At 72.3% G+C, this 14,891-nt stretch carries 12 protein-coding genes; 2 read left to right on the top strand and 10 right to left on the bottom strand.

The genetic code is table 11. The annotated features are described in order from the left end of the window. The 7 genes from ACGFU6_RS35645 to ACGFU6_RS35675 all read right to left on the bottom strand — a co-directional run. Positions 1–413: adenosylhomocysteinase (locus tag ACGFU6_RS35645; protein ID WP_393616710.1), on the bottom strand; the 413-nt coding region annotated here is incomplete at its 3' end. A gap of 247 nt (positions 414–660) precedes the next feature. Next, positions 661–1,734 (bottom strand): cation diffusion facilitator family transporter, encoded by a 1,074-nt coding sequence (locus tag ACGFU6_RS35650; protein WP_393616711.1) that lies wholly within the window; start codon positions 1,732–1,734, stop codon positions 661–663. A gap of 89 nt (positions 1,735–1,823) precedes the next feature. Then, entirely contained in the window at positions 1,824–3,032 is a 1,209-nt protein-coding gene (manA, locus tag ACGFU6_RS35655) for a mannose-6-phosphate isomerase, class I (RefSeq protein ID WP_393616712.1), read from the bottom strand. A 99-nt stretch (positions 3,033–3,131) separates the two neighbouring features. Then, positions 3,132–4,268 (bottom strand): SIS domain-containing protein, encoded by a 1,137-nt coding sequence (locus tag ACGFU6_RS35660; protein ID WP_393616713.1) that lies wholly within the window; start codon positions 4,266–4,268, stop codon positions 3,132–3,134. A gap of 46 nt (positions 4,269–4,314) precedes the next feature. Continuing rightward, the gene (locus tag ACGFU6_RS35665) at positions 4,315–4,497 is read right to left on the bottom strand and encodes a Trm112 family protein (protein ID WP_393616714.1); all 183 of its coding nucleotides are present in this window, start codon (positions 4,495–4,497) and stop codon (positions 4,315–4,317) included. 289 nt (positions 4,498–4,786) lie between these two features. Beyond that, complete coding sequence (locus ACGFU6_RS35670) at positions 4,787–6,178, bottom strand: phosphomannomutase/phosphoglucomutase (protein ID WP_393616715.1); 1,392 nt, start codon at positions 6,176–6,178, stop codon at positions 4,787–4,789. Between the two features lie 86 nt (positions 6,179–6,264). Continuing rightward, positions 6,265–6,645: a DUF3499 domain-containing protein gene (locus ACGFU6_RS35675; RefSeq protein ID WP_185092327.1), complete on the bottom strand. Its 381-nt coding sequence runs from the start codon at positions 6,643–6,645 to the stop codon at positions 6,265–6,267. 323 nt (positions 6,646–6,968) lie between these two features. Here ACGFU6_RS35675 and ACGFU6_RS35680 point away from each other — a divergent pair, with 323 nt between their 5' ends. Further along, positions 6,969–7,397 (top strand): metallopeptidase family protein, encoded by a 429-nt coding sequence (locus ACGFU6_RS35680; RefSeq protein WP_393616716.1) that lies wholly within the window; start codon positions 6,969–6,971, stop codon positions 7,395–7,397. A 104-nt stretch (positions 7,398–7,501) separates the two neighbouring features. Here ACGFU6_RS35680 and ACGFU6_RS35685 read toward each other — a convergent pair whose 3' ends face one another. The 3 genes from ACGFU6_RS35685 to ACGFU6_RS35695 form a co-directional block, all read right to left on the bottom strand. Next, complete coding sequence (locus ACGFU6_RS35685) at positions 7,502–9,028, bottom strand: DUF5719 family protein (protein WP_393616717.1); 1,527 nt, start codon at positions 9,026–9,028, stop codon at positions 7,502–7,504. Beyond that, a complete protein-coding gene (locus ACGFU6_RS35690; RefSeq protein ID WP_393616718.1) occupies positions 9,025–12,984 on the bottom strand; it encodes a glycosyltransferase in 3,960 nt (1,319 codons plus the stop codon). Before ACGFU6_RS35690 ends, ACGFU6_RS35685 begins: the two co-directional genes overlap by 4 nt. Positions 12,985–13,343: 359 nt before the next feature. Continuing rightward, complete coding sequence (locus ACGFU6_RS35695) at positions 13,344–13,607, bottom strand: WhiB family transcriptional regulator (protein ID WP_024494319.1); 264 nt, start codon at positions 13,605–13,607, stop codon at positions 13,344–13,346. Between the two features lie 724 nt (positions 13,608–14,331). Between ACGFU6_RS35695 and ACGFU6_RS35700 the strand changes: the two genes are divergently transcribed. Then, the gene (locus tag ACGFU6_RS35700; protein WP_393616719.1) at positions 14,332–14,823 is read left to right on the top strand and encodes a cysteine dioxygenase; all 492 of its coding nucleotides are present in this window, start codon (positions 14,332–14,334) and stop codon (positions 14,821–14,823) included. Positions 14,824–14,891: the final 68 nt, after the last annotated feature.

Here is a 14,891-nt window from a genome sequence, read left to right on the forward strand (position 1 = left end):
CCGGTAGCAGTGTTCGGCCAGGTCAACGCCTGCTCCGTGCACCACCAGTACTCCTCCAGCGACTCACCCTTCCACGCGAAGACCGGGACACCGGCGGGGGCGTCCGGAGTGCCGGTCGGACCGACCGCGATGGCCGCGGCCGCGTGGTCCTGGGTCGAGTAGATGTTGCAGGAGGCCCAGCGGACCTCGGCGCCGAGGGCGACCAGGGTCTCGATCAGCACCGCCGTCTGCACGGTCATGTGCAGCGAACCGGTGATACGGGCACCGGCCAGCGGCTGCGCGGCGGCGTGCTCCCTGCGGATCGACATCAGACCGGGCATCTCGTGCTCGGCCAGCGTGATCTCCTTGCGGCCGAACGCCGCGAGGGAGAGGTCGGCGACCTTGAAGTCCTGTCGATTGGTGACCGTCGTCATAACGGGCTGCTCCTCAGATGGTTCGAGGGGGTGGATGGGCGGCTCTGCGGCCTAGGGCACACGAATGCCCGAGCGGCTCGCAGCGCAGTCCGTCGGAGGCCCTCTCTCCCTCGGCCGGTCCGTCGTACGGACCGATCGACCGCCATCAGCAGCGACGTCTGGCACTGCCGTCGAATCTACACCGAACGGCCCAGCCGCTCCCAGCCCACCGGGTCCGGAAGCGGCCTCGAAGGCGAGTACGGCGCGTTCAGTGGCTGGTTTCCGTCGGATCGGCCGGGGTGTCGGGGCCTTCGTCGGGAGCCGGGGCGGGTGTGGCCGCTGTGGGCGCTGTGGGCGCTGTGGTCACGGCGGTTGATCCGGCGGGGTCCGTGGTGGAGTCCTTGGCCGGGTTGGTGCCGGAGCGGGCCGCGGCCTCGTTGTAGATGTCCGGTTCCAGGTAGATGACCCGGGCGATCGGGACCGCCTCGCGGATGCGGGACTCTGCGGCGTTGATGGCGTTGGCGACCTCGGTGGCCGTGTCGTCGTGCTGGACCGCGATCTTGGCGGCGACCAGCAGCTCTTCCGGGCCGAGGTGGAGCGTACGCATGTGGATGATGCCGGTGACGGTGTCGCCGTCCACGACCGCGGCCTTGATCTTCTCGACCTGGTCGGTGCCGGCGGCCTCGCCGAGCAGCAGGGACTTGGTCTCGGCGGCCAGGACGATCGCGATCGCGATCAGCAGGATGCCGATGCAGAGGGTGCCGATGCCGTCCCACACGCCGTTACCGGTGCCGACGGCCAGGCCCACGCCACCGAGGGCGAGGACGAGACCGATGAGCGCGCCGAAGTCCTCCAGCAGCACCACGGGGAGTTCGGGGGCCTTCGCGCGGCGGATGAACTGGGTCCAGGACAGTGCGCCGCGGGTCTCGTTGGACTCCTTGATGGCCGTACGGAAGGAGAAGCCCTCGGCGATGATCGCGAAGATCAGGACGCCGACCGGCCAGTACCAGGCCTCGATCTCGTGCGGGTGCTTGATCTTCTCGTAGCCCTCGTACACCGCGAACATGCCACCCACCGAGAACAGCACGATGGAGACGAGGAAGGCGTAGATGTAGCGCTCGCGCCCGTACCCGAAGGGGTGCTGGGGGGTGGCTTCGCGCTTGGCCTTCTTGCCGCCGAGCAACAGCAGCCCCTGATTGCCCGAGTCGGCGAGCGAGTGGACGCTCTCCGCGAGCATCGACGACGAGCCACTGAACAGGAACGCCACGAATTTGGCCACTGCGATCGCGAGGTTGGCGCCGAGCGCCGCCACGATCGCCTTGGTTCCGCCTGACGCACTCATGGGTGCCTGGTGTCCCTTCGTTCGGTGCTGCGGCTCCGGCGGCCGCGCTACGGCCGGACATTGTTGCAGTCCGCGGTGCGGACGGTACGTCAGGCCACCACAGTGGCACGGAACAGCGTGCCCGTGCCCGACACTTCTGCCTTCTCCCCTGCCGGTACGAAGACCGATTCGCCGGGTACGAGGCCGAGGTCGCCGGTCCGGGGCGCGCCCGCCGTGCAGAGCAGGATCTGGGGCGTGGCCGCGGTCAGGTCGACGGGGTCGCCGCCCGCCGAGAGGTCGAAGCGCGAGAGCCGGAACTCGTCGACCGGGGTCTCGTACACCTCCTCGCCGGACGGGGACGCCTCGGGGCGCAGGATCCCGGGATCGGTCGCCTCGAAGCGGACGATGCGCAGGAGTTCGGGTACGTCGATGTGCTTGGGCGTCAGTCCGCAGCGCAGCACGTTGTCCGAGTTCGCCATGATTTCGACGCCGAGGCCGTCGAGGTAGGCGTGCGGGACTCCGGCGCCGAGGAACAGGGCTTCGCCGGGCTGGAGTTGTACGTAGTTCAGCAGCATGGCCGCGATGACGCCCGCGTCGCCAGGGAAGTGGTGGGCGATGCGCGCGTACGGGGCGTACGCGCCGCCGAGCCGTTCCGCCGCGGCGGCCGCGGCGGTCACCGTCTCCGTCATCTGTGCCGGGTCCGCGGTGAGGATCGCCGTGAGGACCTCGCGCAGGGCGGCCTCTTCGGGGTGGGCGCGCAGCAGATCGGCGTACGGCTTGAGGGAGTCGACGCCCAGCGCCTCCATCGCCTCGGCCGCCTCAATGGGCCGGCGGAAGCCGCACAGGCCGTCGAAGGGGGTGAGCGCGCAGATCAGTTCGGGCTTGTGGTTGGCGTCCTTGTACGTGCGGTGGGCGGCGTCGATCGGGACGGACCGGCGCTCCTCGTCCGCGTAGCCCTGCTGTGCCTGGGCCAGGTCGGGGTGGACCTGGAGGGAGAGCGGTGCGCCGGCTGCGAGCAGCTTGAGGAGGAACGGGAGCCGGGGGCCGAACTTCTCGACTGCGGGCCGGCCGAGCTCGCCCACGGGGTCGGCGGCGATCACCTCGGTGAGGGGCTGCTCGGCGGCGGGCTGCGGGGTGCCGGAAGCCGCGTCGGGTGCGGTGGCGGGGCCGGTGCGGGTTATCCGGGAGGGGGCTCCGGGGTGGGCGCCCATCCACATCTCGGCCTGGGGCTCGCCGGTGGGGGCGACACCCAGCAGGGCGGGGATGGCAGTGGTGGAGCCCCAGGCGTACGGGCGCACGGTGTTGGAGAGCCGGTCCATGGAGTGTGTCCTCGTGCTGTGGTGTTGGGTGCGCGGTGGTGTGTGGTGCGTGCGCGGTGGTGTGGTGTGTAGGTGGGGCTGTGGTGCGTGCGTGGGTGTTCAGGCGCGGGCTTCCGAGGCGAGTGCCAGGTAGACCGCGGCGAAGTCGGTGACCGCGAGGAGTTCGGCGAGGGCTTCGAGCCTGCTGCCCTCCTCCGGTTCGAGTTCGCTGATCGGCGTCTCGTGGCCCAGGGCGAGTTCGCGGGCCGCCGGCGCCGCGCTCAGACCACCCGTGGGCCGGTCCCTGAGCAGGACGACCCGGGCGCGCAGGGCCTCCGGCTCGTCGACCCGGTCGCGGAAGAACTCGTCCGGGTCCGCTCCGGCCGCGAAGGCCCCGGCCAGCAGCCCCCCGTGCGTGGGAAGCGCCTCGGGTAGTTCGGCCGCGAGGGCCGGGCGGCCCGAGAGCTCCGCCAGGACCGCGGCGAAGCGGCGTCCGACCGGGGCGGCGGCCTCGCCCTCGGTCCAGACGAGGGGAAGGCTGTCCGCGAGTTCGGCGGCCAGGGTCTTGGCCGGATTGCTGTACGTGGCAATGGCCGGTCCACAGCGTTCCGCCGTGCGGTCCAGGCGGTCGGCGACGCTCTGGAGCGTCTCCGGGGGCGCGGTGACCAGGCCGACGCGGTCGAGCAGCGCGAGCAGCGGGGTGAACAGTGCCCACAGGGTGCCGGGCCCGGCGGCCGACGTCTCGGCGTCGTACTCGCCGTGCGGGGCGGAGGCCATCGGCACGACGAGGCCGTGTACGCCGTCCACCGCCTCGCGCAGCGGGGACTGCCTGGGGGCGACGGCCACCACGCTGCAGCCTCGGCGGTACGCCTGTTCCGCGACGAGCGCCAGACCGGGCTCGGAGCCGTCCGCAGTGGCGATGAGCAGCAGGTCGAGGGAGCCGGCCCAGCCGGGCAGCGTCCAGCGCATCGCGCCCGCGGCGGGCGCGACGCCGGTCGGGTGGATGCGCGTGACGGGCGCGGAGGCCCCGGCGAGCGCCGCGATCAGGTCCGCGACGCCGGATGCGGCGGTGCCGGAGCCGGCGACCAGGACGGCGCGCGGGCGGCCCTCCGGGTTCAGCTCGGGGATCCCGGCCTCCGTCGCGTGCCGGGCGGCGGTACGGACCCTGGCCCCGGCCTCGGCGGCGCCGCGCAGCAGGCCGCGGCGGTCGGCTCGGGCCAGGGCTTCCGGGGCGTCGAGCAACGACTCGTCGAGCATGGGGACGGTCCTCCGATCACGTGCTGATCACCCGGGGTGTGGGCTTTTACGCGGGGCGGCGGGCCTCGTCGACGAGGAGGACGGGGATGCCGTCCCGTACCGGGTAGGCCAGTGCGCAGCCCTTGCCCGTGCAGACCAGTTCGGGGCTGTCGGCCGCCGACCGGTCTTCGAGGGGTGCGTGACAGGCCGGGCAGGCCAGGATCTCCAGGAGGCCGGCTTCGAGCGGCATGGGGTGGGTCCCTTCGGGCGGGCGCGAGTGCGTGTTCTTGTTCATGGATCGGGCGACGTCAGCCTACCGCTGGGGTGGCGGGGGCGCGGCCTGGCCGGGGGGCTTGTTGAGGGGATGCGGCGGTGGGGGTGTCGGTGCGGTGCGTGGGTGGGGGCGCCTGCGGGTGGGGCGCCTGCGGCGGGCCTTGTCCCCCTGCCCGCCCCTTCCCGTAACCGGGGCTCCGCCCCGGACCCCGCTCCTCAAACGCCGGAGAGGCTGGGATGGACTGGCCGGGGCGCGGAGCAGTGGGTCAGGGAGTCGCGGCGGATGCGGGGTGGGAGGGGCGGATCAGGGTCAGTGCCTCGTCGCGTACTGCCTTCATCGTCGCTTCGTCGCGGGCCTCGACGTTCAGGCGCAGCAGGGGCTCGGTGTTGGAGGCGCGGAGGTTGAACCACCAGTCCGGGGCCGTGACCGTGAGGCCGTCCAGGTCGTCGGTGGTCACGCCCTCGCGGTGCGCGAACGCTGCCCGGACGTCGGCCGTGCGGGCCGGCTGGTCGTCGACCGTGGAGTTGATCTCGCCGGAGCCGGCGTAGCGGTCGTACTGGGAGACCAGGGTGGAGAGAGGGGCCGGCCCGCCGCCCAGGGCGGCCAGGACGTGGAGGGCGGCGAGCATGCCCGTATCCGCGTTCCAGAAGTCGCGGAAGTAGTAGTGCGCCGAGTGCTCGCCGCCGAAGATCGCCCCGTGTGCGGCCATCTCCGCCTTGATGAAGGAGTGGCCGACCCTGGTGCGGACCGGGGTGCCGCCGTTCTCGCGTACGACCTCCGGGACCGAGTGCGAGGTGATCAGGTTGTGGATGACCGTGCCGCTGCCACCGTTGCGCGCCAGTTCGCGGGCGGCGACCAGGGCCGTGATCGCCGACGGGGAGACGCCCTCGCCCCGCTCGTCCACGACGAAGCAGCGGTCCGCGTCGCCGTCGAAGGCCAGGCCCAGATCGGCGCCCTCGGCGACCACCCTGGCCTGGAGGTCGACGATGTTCTTGGGGTCGAGCGGGTTGGCCTCGTGGTTCGGGAACGTGCCGTCCAGCTCGAAGTACATCGGGACGAGGTCGACGGGCAGGCCCGCGAAGACCGTGGGGACCGTGTGGCCGCCCATGCCGTTGCCCGCGTCCACGACCACCTTCAGCGGGCGGATCGCGGAGAGGTCCACCAGCGACAGGAGATACGCGGCGTAGTCGGTCAGCGTGTCCCGCTCGGTGATGGTGCCGGGGGTGGCGGTCAGCTGCGGGGCGCCGGTCGTGGACCACTCCTCGACCAAGGTGCGGATCTCGGCGAGGCCGGTGTCCTGGCCGACCGGTGCCGCGCCCGCACGGCACATCTTGATGCCGTTGTACTGAGCAGGGTTGTGCGAGGCGGTGAACATCGCGCCCGGCAGGTCCATCGCCCCCGACGCGTAGTACAGCTGGTCCGTCGAGCACAGGCCGATCATCGTGACGTCCGCGCCGCAGGCCGCCGCGCCCCTGGCGAAGGCTCCCGACAGGGCGGGGGAGGTGGGGCGCATGTCGTGGCCGATCACGATCGCGGCCGCGGCCGTCACCTCGACGAACGCCGCTCCGAACCGCTCGGCCAGGGCCTCGTCCCACTGGTCGGGCACGACTCCGCGAACGTCGTACGCCTTCACGAGCTGCGACAGGTCTGCAGTCACGGGACGGTCCTCCTGAGGGTTTCTTCGGACCGCCAAACTACCCGGCGGCCCGGTACCCCCTGCGCGCCGGGCGTACCGGCGCCCGCTCAGGACTCCGGCGAGCGCAGCACCCGGAGGTGGCCCCGGCGGGCGACCTCCGCCGGATCGGCGCTGCGGCGGCCGCCGCCGCCCCTGGGCCCGTCGCCGCGGTCCTGCGGACGCGCCGCTTCCCGTACGGCGTTGGCGAGCGCTTCGAGATCGTCACCGCTGGGGCGCACGGGCGCGGAGGGATCGGAGAGCCGGACGACCTCCCAGCCGCGTGGCGCGGTCAGCCGCTCACTGTGCTCGGCACAGAGGTCGTAACAGTGGGGCTCGGCGTAGGTGGCGAGCGGGCCGAGGACCGCAGTCGAGTCGGCATAGACGTACGTCAGTGTCGCGACGGCAGGGCGGCCGCACGCGGTGCGCGAACAGCGACGTACAGGGCTCACGATGTTGGACGCTACCGCACTCTTGAGCGGGCTGCGACGACTCTCCCTCGGCTCACCCCACCGTGTCGCCCTGTGACCGCGGGTACGGCCGGCTCCGGGGCAACTCTCCTGACCTGCGCGGCAGGAGAGGGAGACAGGTCATGAGGGTGGGGTTTCCGGTCATCGCTCGCCCCGGAAGCGTTCACGTGGCAGCCGCGGAACGGTCACGACCGGGGCCGGAAACGGGCTCCCTCGTGGCCGGAATGTTCAGGAGCGGACAGGCCGGTTTCGTCCCCGCGCAGCCGCCGTCCACTCGCCGCGCGGAGCGTTACGCTGCGTCGGTGATGGACAGTCCCGTACCGCCCCACCCGTCCGAGCCGCGCCCGCGGCGCCGAGACCGACACGGCCGAGGCATGCGCGGGCCCGTCGCCCCGCCCCAGGTGCCGCTCTCGGCCAGCCGGGCGGACAGCTTCCGTGATCTCGTGCAGGACTCCGTGGAGCGGCTGGAGCGGCGCTGGCCGCAGCTGGCCGAGGTCGACTTCGTGGTCCTCGATGTACCGAGCACCGGGGAGGACATCGTTCCGCTGGGCAACGCGTTGTCCGCCGAGAAGGGGCAGCCGGCGCAGATCGTCGTCTACCGGCGTCCCGTCGAGATCCGCACCAAGAACCGCGACGAGCGGGCTCTGCTGGTGCACGAGGTCGTGGTGGAGCAGGTCGCGGAGCTGCTCGGGCTCGCCCCGGAGTCGGTCGACCCGCGCTACGGGCAGGAGTAGCGGAACGGGCGGGAGTGGCGGAACGGGCGGGGGCTCGATTCCCGCCCGTCCCCGCCGCCCGTTCGCCTTCAGCCGCTTCAGTCGCTGCGGCCGCTCCAGTCGCTTCAGTCGTCCAGGACCGACAGGTCCTGTTCGGCCGCCGGTACCTCGACCGTTCCGCCGTCGTCCGACAGGGTCTGCACCGTGAACATCGGGATGCCGTCCTGCGGCAGCTCCAGCGTGCGGGCGGCGTGGACCGGGCCGCCCGACCGGGTCTGCACCGTCAGCGCGTACGTGCCCTTGAGGCCGGACGGGACCGGCGGGGTGACCGCGAGCGTCGTGCCCGCCGCGACCTTGTACGTCTTGCTGACCGCGGTGCCGCCCTTGCTGCCGGCGGACGCCGTGACCTTCACCGTGCCGGCCGCTCCCGGAGCGGTCAGCGAGAGCGTCGAGCCCTTCGACCGGTTGTCGGCCGCGGTCGCCTGTGCGCCCACCGGTCCCGTCGCCGGGATGTAGCCGACCTCCTGCTTGGCGCCCTTGCCCCGGACCACCCGCAGCGCGGCCACGACCGGGGTGGCCCTGTCCTTCTGGGAGGGGGTCAGCAGCAGGGATCCCGCCTCGCCCCGGGTGAGGTTCTTCAGGTCGACCCCGGCCGTCATCCGCGACTTGACGTGGAGTTCCTCGTTGCCGACCGGGGCGAACGGCCCCGTCTTGCCGAGCAGCTGCACCTTCAGGTCCGCGTCGTCCTCGCCGGGGGCGAAGGCCACCAGCCGGACCGAGGTCGCGTCCGCCGGGATGCCGGGCAGCACCAGGGTGCCCGCCGGGGCGGCGGAGGCGGTGAGCCAGTCGCTGCCGGTCTTGCTGTCCGCGGTCCGGACGACCGCGCCCACCCGCCCGGTACGGGTGGTGACGTGGACGGTCACATCGTCGGCCGCCTTACTGGTCAGCGTCGAGATCAGGACCCGGACGCCGGATCCGGCGGGGACCGTGATGCCCTCGCCGACATCGGACTTGAGCGTGCCGTCCGGACCGTACAGCTCGATGTCGGCCACCGCGGCGGTGTCGTCCGGGTTGGTGAGGTTGACGTAGTCCTCGCGGGTCTTCGCGGTGCTCGCGGCCGGGAACCAGAAGTCGGTGTCGGGTGCCGTGCAGCTGACACCGAGCACGCCTCGTCCGTCGCCGGCCTCGACGGTGGTGGTCTGCTGGGCGCTCCAGCCGGGCGCGAGCAGGCCGGTGGCGGTGCCGACCAGGGCGGGGGCGTCGGAGCCGGACACGTCGGCGGTGACCGGCTTGCCGGGCTCCTTGAGGGCCACGACGGGCTTGTCCGAATCAGCCGCCTTGTCCTTGCTCTTCTTCCCGGACTTGGACTTGTCCTTGTCGTCCTTCTTTTCGGTCGCGGGTGACTTCAGTTCGGCCGTACCGGCTTCGCCGCCACCGCCGTTCGCGGGCGGGGTGAAGGACGTGTACGCCGTCTCCGCGAGATCCGAGAGGCCGGGTGCCGGGCAGAGCAGGCTGGACCGTTCCACGGGCAGCCGGGAGGCCGCCCCGGCCGCCGTCGCGGTGTCGTCCCCGGGCACGTTGAGCGCGGCGAATCCGGTGACGGCGGCGAGGGCGACGGCCCCCGCGATGAGGGACAGGCTGGTGGACTTCACTCGGACTCGCCTCGCGATGCGTTACCGGTCGGCCACGGGTTCTGGCCCGGGGCGGGGTTCTCGTCGGGGTTCTGTTCGGGGTCGTGGCCGGGGTGGGCGGGGTCGTGGCCGGGGTGCTGGTTCTGCGGGTCGTACGCCTGCTGGTCGCCGTACTGGCCGCCGCCGTACTGGGCATTGGGGTCGTACTGCGCGTTCGGGTCGTACTGCCCGTTGGCGTCGTACTGGGCGGTGGCGTCGTACTGCGCGTTGCCGTACTGGTCGCCCGTGCCGTACTGGGCATTGGGGTCGTGCTGCGGGTTCGCCGCGTCGTAGGGGGCGTTGGTGTACTGGCCCTGGTCGTACGCGGTGTAGTCGCCCTGCTGCTGCGGATAGCCGTACTGGTCGTAGCCGGGGGCGGCGGGCTGCTGCCCGGCCCCGTACTGGCCCTCCTGGTACTGGCCCTCCTGGTACTGCGGGTAGTCGGCGCCCCGGTACTGCTGGGCGTCCCACTCCCCGTAGCCCTGCTGCGGCACCGCCGCGTACTGGCCCGTGTCGGCCTCGGCCTGATGCGGCACGAAGACCTCCTGGCCGTCTTCGGCCTGCGGTTCCGGTTCGGCGGTGGGGGGCTGGGAGGGGGCGTACCGGGCCTGCTCCCCCGTGTCCGCGTCCTCGTCGCCCTCGCCGCTGCCCTCCTCGGGCTCCTCGCCCTCCGCCTGGGCGGCGGCGCGCAGCCTGCGGGCCCGGCGGCCCTCACCCGCGACCGGCTCGGCGGGGACCGGCACGGTCTCGTCGGGCAGGTCGTCGTCGATCTCCCGGCGGCGGCCCGGAAGGGCCAGTACCAGCAGGACGACGCCGAACGCGGCCTGGGCCCAGATCCACGCGGAGTGCGTGATGGACGTCTCGTACGTGAGGTCCAGCGAACCGCCCCCGGTGGGGAGCTCGAAGCCCTGCGCCCAGCCGTCGACGGTCTTGCGGGTCAGCGGCCGCCCGTCCAGCGTGGCCTGCCAGCCGGGGTCGGCGGCGTCCGCGATCCGCAGCACCCGGCCCGCGCCGCCCGCCGGGATGTCGGTGTGCGCCTCGACCGGGCTGGAGCCGACCGGCAGCGGCTCGTCTCCCGCGGCGGACGGGACGATCATGATCCGGGCGACCTGGCGGTCGACGCGCCAGAGCGCGCTGCCGTCCAGCTGGCTGAGCCGGCTGAGGCCGGGCGTCGCGTCGAGCACCCGGCTCATCTGCTTCGGCGCGCCGTCCCGCACGAGGACGTAACGGATCGCGAAGCCGCTGAGCTGGCTGCCCTGGTCGGCGCCGGAGCCCGCGACCAGGTTGGCGACGACCTTGTCGAGGTGGCTGTTGCCGCCGCCGGCCTCGGCCAGTTCACCGTCACCGAGGCGGGCGCCCGAGCCCCGGACCAGGGTGTACGCGACCGAGGAGGGCGACGTTCCGCCGAGCACCAGGGTGCGCGGCTGGTCACGGGTGCCGCTCTCCTCCGCGACGAACGCGGGCACCTGCACCGGGTCGCGCCGCTCCAGCGGGCCGGCGGCGCCGCCGATCATCCAGCCGACGGCGGCCAGCACGGGGGCGATGCCCGCGGCGAGCGCGATCAGGACGGCGACGGGCTGGCGCCAGCCGAAGCTGAGCTCCGCGACGCGGATGCGCGCACCGTCCGCCCCGATCAGCGCGGCGGAGATGAGCGCGGCGCCGTAGACGAGGGTGGCCGGTCCCGCCCAGCCGGAGCCGTTGGCGAGTCCGGCGAAGGCGAGGCCGACCAGGGCCACAGCCCAGGAGGTCCGGACCGCGAACTGCCGCTCCCCGCGCAGCAGCGCGGCCAGTGCCGCGAGCACGATGCCGAGCAGCAGGACGCCGCCCGCCGCCTTGGGCCCGCCGGGGCTCATCCCGAGCAGGTCGAGGGCGGAGGCCGATCCCGTACCGGCCTCCAGGCCCGCTTCCTTCAGGAAGGACGAGGGGCTGGTCAGCAGGGAGAGCGACCAGGGAGCCAGGACGAGCAGCGGGGTGCCGACGGCGGCGAGGAAGCGGAGCCCGTAGGCGGTGATGTCGTTGCGGCGCAGCACCAGGACACCGAGGCCGAGAACCACGGCGAGCGGCCACACGATGGGGGTGAACGCCATCGTGAGGATGAGGAGCAGGGTGTACGCCCAGGTGGCGCGCCAGCTGCCTCGGCTGTCGCCGCTGCCGCGCATCCCGTGCGCCGAGACGGCCGCGCGGGCGATCAGGGGCAGCAGGACGAGCAGGACGGCGGTGCCGAGGCGGCCGGTCGCCAGGGCTCCGGTCGCGGCGGGCAGGAAGGCGTACGCGACGCTCGCCCAGGCCCGCAGCAGCCGTGAGGGGATCAGCGGACGGGAGACGAAGTACGCGGTGAGCCCGGCGAGCGGGACCGAGCAGACCAGCAGCAGGGTGAGCGCGAATCCGGTGGAGCCGAGGAACAGTGCGGACAGCGCGGAGATCATGCCCAGGTAGGGCGGTGCGGTCTGGGTGCCGCCGGTGCCGATGGTGTGCCAGCCGTCCGCGTACCGGCCCCACAGCTCGGAGACGTCGCCGGGTGCGGGCAGCAGGGCACCGCCGGCCAGTGCGCCGCCGCCGATCAGGCTGCGGCAGGCGACGAGGGAGACCAGGAGCAGGACGGCGAAGAGCACCGGTCCGGGCTTCCGGCCGACCCGCTTCAACTTGGCGAACTGGTCGATCTCCAGGAAGTCGGCGTCGTCGCCGCCCGGTCCGGACTCGACGGCACCGTGCCGCGAGCCGCCGGGCTCGGCCTCCGTGGAGCCGCCGAAGTTTCCGGCGACCTGTTCGACGGTGGCGCGAACGGTGGCGCCGGGGGCGGGGAAGAGGCCGCGCAGCTCGGCCGGGTCGATGACCCCCTTGCCGCGTTGGCGGCGGGCCGCGAGGATTCTGCCTGGCCGCAGCAGGGTGCCCAGGAGTCCGGCGACCTCGTCGAGCGCCTGTCCCGGCACCTTGCCGACGAGGTAGGCGAGCGTACGGAGCAGGGTGCCGAGTACGAGCCGGAGCAGCGCCCAGGGCAGCAGTTTGCCCCGGGCGTTGACGAGCATCGTGTAGACGGCGCCGGCCTTGTCGACGCGGTGCGGGCTGGCGACGGACCGCCCGGCGCAGTCGATGGGGCGCCGTTCGCGGGCGGACGCCTCGGCGTGCCGCAGGACGGCGTCGGGGGCGATCAGCACCCGGTGCCCGGCCATGTGGGCACGCCAGCACAGGTCGACGTCGTCGCGCATCAGGGGGAGCCTGCGGTCGAAGCCGCCGAGCTCCTCCCACACGTCACGGCGGATCAGCATGCCGGCGGTGGAGACGGACAGCACGGTACGGACCTGGTCGTGCTGGCCCTGGTCCTGCTCGCGCCGGTCGAGGCCGGTCCAGCGGCGCCCGCTGTTGGCGATGGAGACGCCGACTTCGAGGAGCTGCCTGCGGTCGTACCAGCCGCGGAGTTTGGGGCCGACGATCGCGGCGTGCTGGTCGTTGTCGACGACGCGGAGCATCTCGGCGAGTGCGTCGGGCTCGGGCGCGCAGTCGTCGTGGAGCAGCCAGAGCCACTGCACCGGTTCGCCGTGCGGCAGTTCGGGCAGGTCGTAGGCGTCGTCGCGCCAGGTCCTGGTGACCGGGTCCCAGCCGCTGGGGCGCTTCAGATACGGCAGGTCGTCCGGGGTGAGGACACCGGCGGTGCGGCTCGCCTCGTCGACTGCGGTGCCGAAGCTCGTACGTCGCGCGAGGTGCAGGACACGGTCGGCGCCGAGCGCCTCGGTGACCAGTCGCGCGGAGTCGTCGGCGCTGCCGGTGTCGGCGGCGACGACGCTCTGTACGGGGCGGTCCTGCCCGAGCAGCCCGGCGAGCACGTCGGGCAGCCAGCGTGCGCCGTCGTGGGAGACGAGCACGGCGGTGACGACATGCCGGGGGAACTCTGGGGCGGCGGCGGCCGCGTACGGCGCCGTCGAATGGCTGTGCACGGACATCGAGGTACGGGCCCTCCGGCCGGGTCCGGGGGAACGTACCCCCGGGGGCTGCATCGGTGTACACGCGCGCCCTGTCGGGTCGTTGGCGCGTCTCGGACGGGGCCCCACACTAACGGTACGGATAACCGGGGTGGCGCGGAGCGGTTGAACGAGGGCGGTGGGGGCGGCGGCCGGGGCGGTGCGCCGGGCATGGCAATGGCCCGCCGCCTGCGGGCAGGGTGCAGGCGGCGGGCCATGGGCGGCCGGGGCGGGTGGCGCGGCCGGGGAGCGGTCCACTCCCCGGAGTCCGGCTTCTCCGGCGCCGGCTCAGGGTCTTCGGGTCAGGCGCTCGGGCCAGGTGGTTCAGATCGCGGCCTTGGTCAGATCGCGGCCTTCTTCAGTCGTCGTCGCTCGCGCTCGGAAAGACCGCCCCAGATGCCGAATCGCTCGTCTTTGGAGAGTGCGTACTCAAGGCATTCGGACCGGACTTCACAGGCGAGGCAGACCTTCTTCGCCTCGCGGGTGGATCCGCCCTTCTCAGGAAAAAAGGACTCAGGGTCGGTCTGGGCGCACAGCGCGCGCTCCTGCCAGCCGAGTTCCTCGTCCGCGTCCTCGACCAGCAGTTGCTGGAACAGCTCGGTCATGTGCGCCCCTCGTCTGTCTCTTGCGTCCCCGTGATGCGGCCGTTATCGAATCGGCCGAACGACACGAGTGAAATTACAAGTGTGTAGCTTCGTGCCAGTCAAGCGCAGATCTGCTATTGGGCCCGGTATTCACTCTGCGGCACCAAGCCTATGCGGTAAGTGTTCAAATAACCAAAAACCTGACATATGCCATGGGCCTCCTCGCGCACCCATCCCCGATCCACCCGTCACAGACAGGAACTCCACAGAGGGTGGGCACGTTGCGATTCGATCACTGAAGCGATCAAGATCACAGTCGGGTCACGGGATCGCAACCACGTTTGCGAGTGCTTCTGTTGCGCCACATCTCCCCGATGAGCGCTGCACAAACCTTTCTCCGCTCGGAGCAACCGGATGAGGTGAAACATTAGCCTCAAATCGGGCATTGAGTTGACAGCCGGAGGTTCTCCGGCTGTCCTTGATGTCATGCCAGTGACCTCAGCGATGCACGTCACCCACGTCCGTGGGTTCCGTAGCGCTGTTCAGGCTCGCTGTTGCTGTTCCAGCTGTCTCAGCTGTTGAAGCCCTCGCGCTCCAGCCCGACACAGCTCATCCCGGACCCCCGGACCCTCACCTGCGGCCTGCACGGCCCGTAGGCCACCCGGTCCCGTCGGTCCTCGCGACACCCCTGCACCCAGACCGCACCCGCACTCGCGTGCACTCCTGCCGAGGAACCACCGCACCCATGAACAGCGACCTCCAGATCGCCGGCGACCTCCTCGAGGTCCAGCACCTCCTGCGTCCCGCCCGTGAGCACCCCGCCACGGTGGCGGAGTTCGCCGGGCTCGCCCGCTCCATCGCGGCCGACCGCTCCCGGTGGGCCCCGCTCGTCCGGTACGACGCCACCACCCGCTGGTACCACCGGCTGCTCAGCCTTCCCGGGTACGACGCCTGGCTGCTCAGCTGGGTCCCGGGCCAGGGCAGCGGGCTGCACGACCACGGCCTGTCCTCCGGCGTACTGACCGTGCTGGACGGCGAACTGACAGAACGTACGGACCGCGGGAAGCGGGCACTGGGCTCCGGCGCCCAGCGCGTCTTCGCGCCCGGCTACGTCCACGAGGTGGTCAACGACTCCCTCGAACCGGCCGTCAGCCTGCACATCTACTACCCGGGCCTGACCGACATGCCGATGCACTCCGCCCGGTGCGCCGCGGCCTCGGCCACCGCCACCGCCTGACAGCCCGCCGCTGCCGGCCCGTCGGTGGCCCACTGCCGGGCAGCGCTCCTCGCCTGACAAACTGTCCG

Source organism: Streptomyces sp. NPDC048462, assembly GCF_043200175.1.
GTDB lineage: Bacteria > Actinomycetota > Actinomycetes > Streptomycetales > Streptomycetaceae > Streptomyces.

Coding starts and splice junctions, on each gene's coding strand:
- ACGFU6_RS35650 (WP_393616711.1), bottom strand. CDS start 1,734: ATGAGTGCGTCAGGCGGAACCAAGGCGATCGTGGCGGCGCTCGGCGCC.
- manA (WP_393616712.1), bottom strand. CDS start 3,032: ATGGACCGGCTCTCCAACACCGTGCGCCCGTACGCCTGGGGCTCCACC.
- ACGFU6_RS35660 (WP_393616713.1), bottom strand. CDS start 4,268: ATGCTCGACGAGTCGTTGCTCGACGCCCCGGAAGCCCTGGCCCGAGCC.
- ACGFU6_RS35665 (WP_393616714.1), bottom strand. CDS start 4,497: ATGCCGCTCGAAGCCGGCCTCCTGGAGATCCTGGCCTGCCCGGCCTGT.
- ACGFU6_RS35680 (WP_393616716.1), top strand. CDS start 6,969: ATGGACAGTCCCGTACCGCCCCACCCGTCCGAGCCGCGCCCGCGGCGC.
- ACGFU6_RS35690 (WP_393616718.1), bottom strand. CDS start 12,984: ATGTCCGTGCACAGCCATTCGACGGCGCCGTACGCGGCCGCCGCCGCC.
- ACGFU6_RS35695 (WP_024494319.1), bottom strand. CDS start 13,607: ATGACCGAGCTGTTCCAGCAACTGCTGGTCGAGGACGCGGACGAGGAA.
- ACGFU6_RS35700 (WP_393616719.1), top strand. CDS start 14,332: ATGAACAGCGACCTCCAGATCGCCGGCGACCTCCTCGAGGTCCAGCAC.